Source organism: Segatella bryantii (assembly GCF_022024215.1).
Lineage (GTDB): Bacteria > Bacteroidota > Bacteroidia > Bacteroidales > Bacteroidaceae > Prevotella > Prevotella bryantii.
Genome location: NZ_CP091797.1, coordinates 175,580 through 188,801, shown reverse-complemented (window position 1 = coordinate 188,801; position 13,222 = coordinate 175,580). Strand labels below are relative to the sequence as shown.

At 41.0% G+C, this 13,222-nt stretch carries 6 protein-coding genes; 1 reads left to right on the top strand and 5 read right to left on the bottom strand.

Features of this window, described 5'->3' with window-relative positions; all coding sequences use genetic code 11:
• Positions 1 to 800 precede the first annotated feature (800 nt).
• From L6471_RS00620 to L6471_RS00610, 3 genes are all read right to left on the bottom strand, one after another.
• Positions 801 to 2,720, bottom strand: coding sequence for a RagB/SusD family nutrient uptake outer membrane protein (locus L6471_RS00620; RefSeq protein WP_173652069.1), 1,920 nt, complete (start codon positions 2,718 to 2,720; stop codon positions 801 to 803).
• A gap of 30 nt (positions 2,721 to 2,750) precedes the next feature.
• Positions 2,751 to 6,014, bottom strand: coding sequence for a SusC/RagA family TonB-linked outer membrane protein (locus L6471_RS00615; protein WP_237797009.1), 3,264 nt, complete (start codon positions 6,012 to 6,014; stop codon positions 2,751 to 2,753).
• A 626-nt stretch (positions 6,015 to 6,640) separates the two neighbouring features.
• Entirely contained in the window at positions 6,641 to 8,065 is a 1,425-nt protein-coding gene (locus L6471_RS00610) for an amidophosphoribosyltransferase (RefSeq protein ID WP_027453804.1), read from the bottom strand.
• Positions 8,066 to 8,533: 468 nt separating this feature from the next.
• Here L6471_RS00610 and L6471_RS00605 point away from each other — a divergent pair, with 468 nt between their 5' ends.
• A complete protein-coding gene (locus L6471_RS00605) occupies positions 8,534 to 9,445 on the top strand; it encodes a helix-turn-helix domain-containing protein (RefSeq protein WP_237797008.1) in 912 nt (303 codons plus the stop codon).
• A 4-nt stretch (positions 9,446 to 9,449) separates the two neighbouring features.
• Here the strand turns inward: L6471_RS00605 and L6471_RS00600 are convergent, their stop codons facing one another.
• Together L6471_RS00600 and L6471_RS00595 are read right to left on the bottom strand one after the other, a co-directional pair.
• A complete protein-coding gene (locus L6471_RS00600) occupies positions 9,450 to 11,450 on the bottom strand; it encodes a hypothetical protein (protein WP_237797007.1) in 2,001 nt (666 codons plus the stop codon).
• Positions 11,441 to 13,168: a RagB/SusD family nutrient uptake outer membrane protein gene (locus L6471_RS00595; protein ID WP_237797172.1), complete on the bottom strand. Its 1,728-nt coding sequence runs from the start codon at positions 13,166 to 13,168 to the stop codon at positions 11,441 to 11,443. Before L6471_RS00595 ends, L6471_RS00600 begins: the two co-directional genes overlap by 10 nt.
• Positions 13,169 to 13,222 lie beyond the last annotated feature (54 nt).

Below are 13,222 nucleotides of genomic sequence, written 5' to 3'. Positions count from 1 at the left end.
CATCTACCTGTCTGTAATCACCTTTTTTTATCAGCCCTAAACCTTCCACTATAAAAGCTCCAAGCTTATTGCCTTTACGCTGGTAATAAGCCGACATTTCATCATAAGCATTGAAATAAAAACCGATAACATGAAGTAAGTCGTGATTAAAAATACTACTGCTTACTCCTATATTTACTAAAGGCACATAATTCTCATGGCGTGTAGCAGCCAAAACATCCAAATGAGCCAAGGCTTTCTTCTTATCACTGACAACAGCATAATAAATCGCCGCCAAAGCAGGATTCTTCTTGTCGAGCAAATCTGCTGTCTTTCGATAATTGGCATAAATACCTTTCACCGAATCAGGCTCTAACGTACGACGAACACTTAATTTGACAAGCTCAGCCGACATCAGTTGACCATAGTTCTTCTGCCGAGTAGCCTTCTTTATAATTTTGTCGAGCGCTTTCAGTTCATTTCTTGGCAAATCACGACGAGCGGCCTCATCTACTTCTTTCCAACCATCTTGATAACTCTGCGCATTTATAGCAAAAGGCAACAAACACATCAAGATCAGAAAAAGCAATTTTCTAAAATCTTTCATCCTATATCTTTCGTTCAGATTCTCATTCATATTTAAAATGCTATATATAACCTTTCAAAGGTAAGAATAAATATAATAGAGCATCTTATTTTGACATTCTTTAACCCGAACGCGGTATCTTGCCAAGAGCGCACTAATTAATAAGGGGAAAGTATACCGAATCACCATTCAGCACCTTTCCCCATTTAACGTCTAAAAATTTAGCACTAGTTTATCACTTCTCATCTGCCCTATAAGCTTCATTCTGATCACACTCCGTGTTCTTCGTCAGTTCATCAGCAGGTATTGGCATATCCATCTTACGGTCATCATACTTATATTGCCGTACAGTCCATGGACTGTTAGCCATATCACTTGCCTCACCACGCTCAGGATAATTATGCGCTACATGATCGGCCATATAACCGCTCCTTTGCATATCAGGACGAAGACACCATTCACAATTGAATTCTTTACGACGTTCCTCATTAACAGCGACTTTCCATACTGGAGAATCGAAACCTTTCTTAGCTTTCAAAGCAGTATACACTGTCTTGGCATCAGGCACTGTAGCTACAGTACTTCCGAAAGGAATCGGATACTCTGTAAGATCATGAATAGGAACTTTAGCTGCTTCACGTGCATTTCTTACCCAGTGAGCATAGTCGTTATAGTATGGCAGGAATTTGTCGGTAAGTTCTTTCTCATGACCATCCTCAAGTTTACCGAAAGCACGATTACGAAGTTCGTTGATCATCTTCCACCCTTCAGTATCATCACCACCATAAAGACGGAAACGGCACTCTGCATAGTCGAGCATCACGTTAGGCAGACGCTTCCAGTAAATAGGTGTAGGACTCCAGTGACCATCACTCCAACTTAAATAATCAGCTGTAGCTGTACGCCACAATTTAGCACTCCAGATGGATGGTGCCCATTCGCCATTGGTAAAGTGGAACTGAGCAGTCTTGGTATCAGCACCCTTAGACTGGCCGAGAACTTCCTGCAAATAAGGATTCTTGCCGTAAACAGCTGGTTCATACCATCCCTCATACTGAGGATCATAAGCAGGATTATTCGGATCAATCTGTGGAACAGCACCCGTATAGCCAGAAGCCTCACGGCGCTTATCACCCTTTTCGTAACTGCTCCACCACTCCCAAGAGAGGTAGAGTGACCCCCATCCTCCATTCTCAGGGCAAGCTGTATACCACTTCAACATAAGCTTAGAGGTCATATCATTCCATCCACCCCAGTTGGTACCTTCATCGAGCTGTTCGCACCATATCGTCTCCTTATTCCAGGCACCAGCAGGGTCCCAGTTTGTTGTGAAAGAACGGCTCAGTTCATAGACTTTACTGTCTAGTACCTGCTTCAGACATTTTTCAGCTTCCTGCAGACACTTTTTAGCCTCATTCTCATTTTGCTCCTGTCCATTGGCGCCATCGGTAAGACGATATGCTTTCCACATGTAGGCATCGGCCAGATACGTTAGAGCCATACCTTTGGTGCATCGGCCATACTGTCCATTCATCGGAGCCCAATCCAGTTCATCAACAGCTGTCTTAAAGTCGTCGATAATGAAATTCCACATTTCACTGTAAGTAGCTGCACGGGCCTTGGTTGGTGTATTCATATAAGTCTCACCAGTCTTCAACATTGGCACACGCCCGAAGGTGGTAGCCAACCAATGGTAAAAGAATCCTCGGAGTGCACATCCCTGTCCATGAAGACTTTTCTTGACACCCTCACTGAGTCCCGTGGAGGCCTCCAGACCAGCCAGATAATCATTGGCACGAACAATACCAGCATATACGTGGCGCCAGCCCTTGAGCAATTCTTCGCTTGAAGCGCCCCATTTCTGCGTATTCCAGTCCTTATCCCAACCCGTAGCCTGCGTATCTATGGTAGGATGACTACCCGTAAACAAATTTGGCTTAAAGCCCCAGTCACCATCATAGTCATCATTTGGGAAAACCTGGTCATAGATACCATTAAGACCTGTTGTTGCATTAGCATCTGAGCTATACATGAAATCTTTTGGAATAGCATTGTATAGTGTAGTATCAAGAAAATTGTCGTTGTTGCACGATGTCAAGCCCATAGCCAACATACTACATACAACTGTTCCATATATTAAATATCTTTTTTTCATACGATTCATCTTATTATGGTTGAGAGCAAATTAGAATGTTACGTTTACACCTGCCATGAATGTACGAGGCATAGGGTAACGACCAGTATCAAGACCGGTATAGAGTACCGAACCCTGTCCTACTTCAGGGTCACCATACTTGGCGTAACCTGAAAGGATGCATAGATTCTGAATACCAAAATATACACGAGCATTCTGAATACCGAGGTTATGAACCCAAAGTGAAGGTAAGGTATAGCCCACCTGAATATTGCTGATACGGAGGAAATCACCATTCTTTACCCAAGCGTCACTACAACGCATATTGTAATTACCATCTACAAGAGTAAGACGTGGAAGAGAACCTTGACCATTGCGGAAAGCATTCTGATAGTTGTCGGTGAGCAGATTAGGAACAGTCTGGTCGTCTGAAGGAATCATTGTGCTCAATCGCATGGCTGAATAAGAGAGGATATCCTGTCCGAATACACCATACATATAGAGTGAGAAATCCCAGTTCTTATAATTAGCACCAAAATTGATACCATAGTTCAGAGAAGGGAAACCATTGCCAATGATATCCATATCACTCTTGTCTATTGTTTTGTCGCCATTGAGATCTTTCCACTTATAGTCTCCTACATGTGCTGTACCTTCGCTCAATTTTACCTTGCTCAAATAATCCTTCAAGTCTGCTTCATCCTTTATGATTCCGTCGGTACGATAACCATAGTATGAACCTACAGCGTAACCATTAGCACAGATAGAGTGGTTATTCCAGTGTACACCATCAGAAACGGCCTGTACGTTAGAACCGTCGAGGGTTCCTGCCCCATTAGCAGAACATGTGTTATACAATGGTTCACCCATTTCCTCAACCTTATTCTTGATGGTAGAACCAGTAAGAGCTACATTGAAACCGAAATCTTTATTTACCTGTTTGTGATAGCGAATGGCAAACTCGAAACCTTTGTTCTTGATAGTACCATAGTTGGTGTAAACAGATGTATAACCTGCAGATGGACGCATCTGGCGATCCAATAGCAAATCTTTAGTAGTCTTGATAAAATAATCAAGAGAAACACTCCAATTAGAGCAGAAATCGAAATCGATACCAAAGTTTGCCATTTCATTGGTCTCCCACTTCAGATTCTCATCGATAAGAGGAACAAACCAGCCTGTCTTACGGTCACGATTACCAGCAAAGGCACCAGAATAACCATTAGCAGGATAGAAGGCATAAGCAGCGTTTCCACTTAGGGCTGCTATTGACTTGCCCGCCATATTACCAGCATTACCGGTCTGACCCCAACCAATACGTAATTTAAAGTTGTCCACCCATTTCACATTTTTCATGAATGGCTCCTGACTGATACGCCATGCACCTGCCAAAGAAGGGAAGGTACCCCAGCGATTGCTACTACTGAAGTTTGAACTACCATCACGACGAATAGTACCGGTGAAGATATAACGATCCATCAGGACATAAGAGAGACGACCAAAGTAAGAGATTGTATGATTTTCGAGATTACGTGCACCACCATTATCCTTAGTTGTCGGATCATTGGTAAGTGAGATGTCGAAATTATCAGCAGTAGCAAAATTCTTGGCACTTGAGTTTAACCATTGGCCCCACGTCTTGTTCACCTCGAAACCTGCCATTGCTGTAAGGTCATGATTAGCATTTTTGAAATTATACGTGAGATAGGTCTGGTCGCCTAAGCTATAGCTATTATCTGCACTGAAAGAAAGCTGAAGCATCTGGTCTTGCTTCTGAACAATCTCTTGAAGCGAACCACCGATAAAATTATAGCGATGACGGCCACCTGTCATATCATTAGAGTGATTAGAGGTGTACAAATGTGTAGCCTGCGTCTTTAAGTTGAGATGATGTTCCTTCGTGTTGAGGAAAGTTACATCTAAATAGGCTGTAGTCTGTACACGGTCGTGACCATTACGATTACGTGCTCCATTTTCCATTTGCGATGCATATGGGTTACCAGAGAGTGCTGTATTACCTTCCCATCCATCTGACGTGCCTTGATAAGTAGTACCATAAGTACCGTCAGGATTGACTAAATTGACATGCACATATTCGCCACCTAGGACATTATTGACGAGATAGTCTTCGGTAGGTGCCATATAAGCTAAATCACGAAGAGAAGACATGTTACCATTGTTGTTCAAGGCTCCATTACTACCATAACTTGCAGAGTGTACATAGTTAAGATCTGCGCCCACTTCGAGCCATTTGGTTATCTTACTGTTCATGTTGGCACGAGCGCTGAAACGATTATAGCTGGAATTTACTATCAAACCGTTAACATCGAGGTAACCCAGTGACACACTATACTGTGACTTATCACCACCACCAGATACAGAAAGTCCGTACTGCTGGCGAAGTGCTGGGCGTGTCATTTCTTTCTGCCAGTCGATATTGGTACGTTTACCATCATACTGTGCATCCCAAATCTGGTTGAAGATATTTGTACCATCGTTAGCATGTGCCTCACGAATAGAAGCAGCGTATTGATCCACATTGCCTGTCTTCAGTTTATAAGGCAAGGTCTGCAGACCGAAATCGGCTGTTAGGTTTACGTGTGTAGCTCCTTTATTACCGTGTTTGGTGGTAATCATAATAACACCATTGGCTCCATTAGAACCATAGATTGCTGTAGCCGAAGCATCTTTGAGCACTTCGATACTTTCGATATCCTGAGGATTAAGGAAGTTAGCATCATAACCCACCTGAACACCATCTACCACATAGAGTGGACTTGCTACACCATTAATGGTTCCTACACCACGAATGCGGATAGCCGAATTACCATCAGGCGTACCATCCTGCTGAGAAACCAATACACCAGCAGCTGCTCCCTGCAGAGCCTGTCCGATATTGGTAGGTATACGCTTCATAACAGCATCTTTATCGACTGTTGCCACAGAACCGGAGATATCTGATTTCTTCATGGTACCATAACCGATAACAACTACATCATTAAGCGTCTTGCTATCATCTTTAAGCACAATGGTAACAAACCGCTTTCCTGCGATAGCAACGGTCTGTGACTCATAACCTACATAAGAAACTTGCAGTTTAGCATTAGGGGCAGCCTCTATTGAGAAGTTACCATCTAAATCGGAAACCGTACCAGTATTAGTTCCTGCTACACGCACAGTAGCTCCGATAATAGGTTCACCGGTCTGATCTTTCACCAAACCTTTAATGAGGCTTTGGGCCAAACTCTCTAGTGAACTACAGCACAACAAGATAAGCACCATAATGGCCCTGAGCATAGTTTTAAAATACGCCATAAAACTTTTTGTTGGTTTTTTAGATTAAGACTAGCCTTTACCCTTACAAATATCAGAGTAAAAGGCATACGAATGATAGGTTAGCCTTTTTGTCGGGAAAAAGCTTGAAAACGTTGTTTGTACTCTGGCGGTTCAACCAGAAAGTGATTTAGGAGTAATTTTTGCTTGTTGCATTTTCATGATTAGACTAAACATATTAGTTAAATATAAATACATTTTTATTCCATAATATATGAAAATACATCACTGCTAAATAAAAGGAACATGACAGATGCGATCTAAATAGTGGCCGGTGTATTTCTCTTGCGATATTAGAACTTTGGTTCGATGCAAATATATTTATTTGTTACATGAGCATGTTTGCAAAATGTAACAAATACTTTGCAAAACGTATCATTTACCGACATTTTTACGAGTTTGTCGCATTTTTTAACCTAAAAATACAAATTAATGTTAAATAAATAATTGTATAAAATACGCTTGTTTATACTTTTTGGATAAAATACATAAGAATAAAAAAACCGGAAATACATTCACTTTATAACTCAGTATAAAGGAATGTACCTCCGGTACCATTCTATAAAAATTATAACCTTACACCCCCAAGGGGGGTGGCAAGAACTTCATTAGTCATTATCGTGCTCATGACAGTAACTGCTACCATCAAAGCAATGCGTACAAACCTTGCATTTAGGCATACCGATACTTTCGATGAGATGTTCAATCTTGCTAAACTTCAGACTTGTAAGTCCCAATCGCTTACCGATTTCCTCAACCATACGATTATATTCTGGAGTACCCGTTGTAGCATACTTCTCAAGATTTTTCTTGTCATCACCCTCAAAGTCCTTAATGATACGACGAGTAATAAGTTCAAGATCACTCTTAGAAGAGGTAAAGCCGATAAACGGACAACCATATACTAATGGCGGACATGAAATTCGTGCATGCACTTCTTTAGCACCACACTCGAAGAATGTACGTACATTATCACGAAGCTGTGTACCACGAACGATAGAATCATCACAGAACACTACACGTTTACCATTAAGAATAGCCTTATTAGGTATCAACTTCATCTTAGCAACAAGATTACGACGAGACTGGTTACCTGGAGTAAAGCTACGAGGCCATGTTGGGGTATATTTTAGAACCGCTCTCTTATAAGGTATACCTTTACCTTCTGCATAGCCTAAAGCACAGCCTACACCAGAATCAGGAATTCCGCAAACAAGATCGGCAGGGGTATCATCTTCCTTACCCATCATAATACCATTTTTCTCTCGCACATCTTCTGTATTAATACCTTCGTAGGTACTGGTAGGGAAGCCATAATACACCCAAAGGAAAGAACAGATCTGCTGACGCTCTCTTGGACCTTGCAATACCTCCATACCATCGGCACGAAGACGAACAATTTCACCAGGACCAACATCACGAACAGTCTTATAATCCAGATTTGGAAAACTCGTCGTCTCGCTCGATACTGCATAAGCGCCATCCTTCTGGCCAATAACCAAAGGTGTACGACCTAAGAAATCACGAGCAGCTATCATACCATCTTCAGTGATGATAACCATTGAGCAAGACCCCTCAATCTTCTTAAATACATTATTGATACCTTCAACGAAAGTATTACCCATGTTAATGAGCAAAGCTACCATCTCCGTCTGGTTAATGGTGTTCGCCGACATCTCACTCAAATGCATACGCTTCTGCAACAATTCATCTGCGATTTCCCGCAGATTTGTAATGTGAGCAACTGTGGCCACTGCATAACGTCCCAAATGAGAGTTAATGATGATAGGCTGAGGATCAGTATCACTGATAACACCCATACCCTGGTTTCCAACAAAAGATTCTAGTTCATCTTCAAATCTTGAACGAAAATAATTACGTTCCAAACTATGAATAGAGCGGGTAAAGCCTTTCTCACGGTCAAATGTGACCATACCAGCGCGCTTAGTACCCAAATGCGAATTGTAGTCTGTGCCGTAGAATACATCATCTACACAGCTTTTGACTGCAATTGTTCCGAAAATACCACCCATTGTTAATTTATAAAAGGTTACTTTTAATGATTCACGCATGCAAAGATACAAAAATTGCATGAAAAGTTACAAAAAAACCAGCAGAGATATCACATCTACACTGGTCGACAAATATATTACATTTCCACATTTAAATTGTTCGTCGGGTCAGAGGACATAGAACTGACCACTTGTATTTATTATGTTTTTGAGTTGGTCTTAACAATTTTCAAGCCAATATATCACTCTCATTTGTCATGAAAGACATACAACGCTTTCTATCTAAGTGCAAATATAAAAAGATATTTTATAACTTCTGTATTATATAAACCCTAAAAAACATTCTTTTGGGACGAGAAACATGGTTTTCTGTTATATGTAACATTCTTTATATCATATGGAATATCTATCCAAACGAAAAAAGGTATAACTTTGCAAAGTAGATAGCCAAAGATAATGAATTGAAGCATTTACTATAAAATAACTAGAATGAGAAATAAAATGCGTAAACCCATAAAATATGAGATTGAATTTACTGCTGACTCTAAAGTTGAATTCAATCATAATGACCTTAAAATGTATAAGGGCATTAAGGCTGTCGTCAACAAAGGACCAACACCCTTAAACTATACAACTATTGTCATTTGCAAAAAAGGTAAGGTTAAATGCAATTTGGGCGGGAAAGAAATCCAATATCAAGCTGGTGATATTATTTTCGCATCAAGCCGTCTTACTTTACAAGATACTCATATGTCTGCTTCTGCATCTTTAGACACCATTTCGTTTAAAGACTTTTTAGCTTATCAGTTTCTCGTGCATACATCACAAATGAACTTGTTGAAATCTAAAATGCTAGAGGACCCTGTAATCAGTCTGAATAAGCAGCAGCAGCAATATATCTATACCCTATTCGATACCATATATGACATGGTAAGCAATAAATTATTCGATGGGCGTAAAGCTTATGCTATTAAGAAGATGCTAGAGGCTTTTATCGCTGTAGTAATGACGATATATCAGAATCGCGAAGTTCCTGAAGAAGATACTCCTATTAAAGGTATACATGGTGAAGAACTTGCCAAGCGGTTCTATATGATGGTTAATGATCAAAACAACCACGAACGTAATGTGGCTGAATATGCCAAGCTTCTCAATATCACACCTAAATATCTCGCCATTCTGGTAAGAAGATATATGGGTAAAGCGCCGCTGGAAGTGATTACTGAGATTACCCTCGACCGTATTAAGAGCGAACTGCAGTTCTCTACAAAATCGGTCAAGGAAATCGCTTATTCTTTAAGATTCGATAATCTGAGTTTCTTTGGCAAATATGTCAAGAAGCATTTAGGGGTTAGCCCTCAGCGTTATCGCAATCAGTATCTCAGAGAACATTCCAAATAGAACTTTATTTTCCTTTTAAGTAATCTATTGTACGCTGTGGACTATACATTTCCCACAGCGATGCAACAGTCCATCCTGGTGCAAAAACACGATGGTAAAATCCTTTACCATGACTACCATAGTCCCAGGTTGTATGTTGTACCACTTCAGGATAATAGCCTGGTTTGGCTATACCGCAAAGTCGGTCTTGGGTAGGAAGTAACTGGTCTAACGAATTAAAAATAACTTGGCGCATTTGTTCAAATCTTCTTTCGTTTGTCTCTATACTCAACCATTTCAATATGCTTGGCAATTCGAACACAAACACGTCAACATGATTATTTTCTACTGATACATTACCCCATCCTCGCGTGTGGAAATTGAGTTTTCCTAATAATTGTTCAGGAGCAAATGGTACATCCCATGTATAATACCAGGATAAGGCAAAGTAAGCCGCTTTACGACATAAGTCTATATAATGCATTCTTGCTTTATTTGGACTGACCATTGCCATATAATAGGTTGCTGTAACTGCAGCTATAGCAGCCTCCTTATCTTCACAATTCGCATCGAGTGTAGATGAATAGTAATCGCTCTTATTAATAATGTTTTGTTCGATATAATCTACCGTACGCTCTGCTGCTTTTAGATATTTTTTGTCGCCAAAATAAACATACCCCATTACCAATGTTGAGGTGGCCGAAGACGTACTGCCTCCCGATATATCATGCACAGTACCATCTTCTTTAAATTTTCTAGCAAAATGACCATCTGATAGTTGCATAGCAACCATATTATCGAGCATCTTTCGTACCCGCAATTCCCATTCTTGATGCTTACGATGATGCTTTTTCTCATAGGACAAATAGTGTAAAAGTGCATAAATGCCTTCACTCTGCTGCCTTATGGTGTGTATCTGCTGCCCACCAGCACGTATGATAGGTTTATCGTCGATAAGCCAGCCGTTTTGGGTTATACCATGAGCCAGCCAACTGTCGAATATGTTCTTGCCCATAGACACCAGTTGTTCGTCTTGCTGCTGTTCTCCATATTCCAACGCATTGAAGGCATTCAAAAGGACACGACCACAGAAGCCCAACTGTACTCTGCTTTCCCGATTACAAGTTGCTGTCTGTATAGATATACCGGAATGGTATTTCAGGGGGGTCGAATCGACATACGACTGTTTGAAGTATTGGGCAAGTCCAGACTTCATCTCTGCCGGAGTATAGCGAGGAGTTAGTGGTTGTGGGGCCATCTTATCAAAACTATGACACCATGTTAAAGCGACAAAATCACTAAAATCCTTGGCCTGTACAGTGTGAATACGCCAGGAAATACGCTTCTGCTCACCTCGTTTTAAATGAGCAAAAGTCATCACAGCCTCAACCAATGAGAGTTTTCTGACATAACGTTTTGGGGTTTCCATGAAAGGATAACCAAAAGTAAGTGATACCTGAGGGTCTTCTGCATCAAATCCCAAATAACCTATTGAGGTTTCACCTGGCAGAATGACTTCACCCGACAGTTGTCCCACGACACAATCTTTTCCCTGATCTAAAATGCGCATCACGGAGACTCCCTGTTTCATTTTTTCATCATACACCGATGTAAGCGGTGTTGAGAGCCGGTCTTCACGGAAATTCCAGCTACGGCTAGTTTTAAAGGATGGAGCTTTGGCAGGCGATCTCATGTTCTGATGATAAAACAAACCTGGCAGATAAAATTCTGCAGATTGAGATGACAGGGCTGTATTGAGCATACCACCTATATTATAATAGACATCAGCCTTGGCCTTGACACAAAGAGTTAATAATTCGTCTGCCCCATCCTTTTTCTGCTCTATGGTAATATCTAATGGCAAAGGCTTCTCGGGTATTAACTGATTACCCTTTTGCTCCAAGAAATAATGGTGCAACGGTTGTCCTTCGCTCTTGAGCGAAATTACGACATCTATATCAGAAGCTGAAAGTGGAGCAAAACTCACCAAGAGCATAAATAACAGTGATATTTTTTTTATTCCCATCCTATATTCTGCTTAATAGTTCCATTTAAATTGATATCATTGGTAGGTATCGGATAAAAATAATATTTAGGCAGATAACTTCGAGTTGCAGATGTTGCAATCATGTATCCATCAGCATCTACCTTCACCTGACTATGTTCGGCTGCGGTCAGATTTGCTCCTCTATTAATCGCAGGATAGCGATTACTATCCAGTTTGTCGAGTTGATGCCAGCGTACCAAATCCCAATAACGATACCAATTATCTAACATCAGTTCACAACGACGAACACGGCGTATCTCCCAGATTAAATGGCTTACTCCTTGATTATTGGCAGGGTCAGCCTTAGGATTCAGTGTCATCGCAGGTAAACCGACTCGGTGCTGCAACGGATTAATGGTTTCATCCAAATCTTCCTGAGTAATTATACCGAGTTCTGCTTTAGCTTCCGCCAAATTAAGTTGAATGACGGCATACCAGAAGAGGGGGGCATCGGTATATCCGGTTTTTACATTGGTACGATAGTAAAGAAGAACAGCCGGTGTATCGTATTTACGTATAGTATATCCAGTACTCGACGTCATCTCCATAGTCAGTTTTCCATCAGGCGAAGGCTCTGGACGTATCCAACCATGCCCATTGTAACATATCACAGAATCTATAATCGCTGATAGACGTTGGTCTTTATGGGCAAGTAAATGTTGTATCGAATAATTTCCCTGTTGGTTCAGCTGAGCACGGTCGTCTGTAGGCAATGACGTGGTGGCCAAAGGTTTACCATCGGTAAAGAGAAAGGCGTCTACAGCATCTTTGGTGAGCCCTCGTTGCGTTGTAGACCCCACATTATAATCTACTAACGAATGTCCAATGGCATCTTTTTCATAATGGCGGGCAAAGATGACTTCGCTTGCATTCGACAAATCTAGTGAATGATAGACTTCACCATACATAGGCATCAGACTATACATACCGCTATGTATCAGAGTTTCAGATGCGGACACACATTCTTGCAGATATTTTTGAGCTCTATCCTCATTCGGTGCTTCACCATTATCCGCTTGAGTACGATACTTGCAATAGGTACCTTCAAACAGACAGATATCACTCTTCATAGCCAGCGCCATTTCCTTGCTCCAGCTAAACTTACTGGTAGCTGTAGGGATATGAGCAATGGCAAAATCGAGATCTTGCAGCACATAGTCCATCACTTGGTCACGACTAGTACGCTCACCATACACAATAGGGTCATCTGGATTATTGATTACCCGATCTTCCCATTGAATATCACCATATTCGCGCACCAACTGATAATAAAGCCAAGCACGATTAAGTCGTCCGATACCTTCAAATTGATTTTTCTGAGCCAGCGGCAATGTCGAAGTTTTCAAACCGTCGAGCAAATAATTTACCCGTCGAATTTGGGTAAATTTATCAGTCCACTCATTACTTGTGCTTGGCACGGTGGTAAAACTCCAGTTATCAAAATCTGGATTAGCTTGATCATCTCCCAAACTCTTGAAGTAGAACCAGCCAAATTCGCTATTTTGTCCATAACCAATATAGTTCTCATAGAAACCATTGGTATAACTCTCTACTAGATTGGCATTATTCCACAACGAGGCGTCGTTAGTAATTACATCGCGTGGTTTCTGATTAAGCAGACCACTACAACCGGCCAAAAGCATCGAAACTGCTGATAAAGCTATCGACCTTACAACAACGATCGATGGAGTTGTCATGATATATTTTATAGATATGTTCATGATTTTGTCACTTACAAAAGATGTACAATA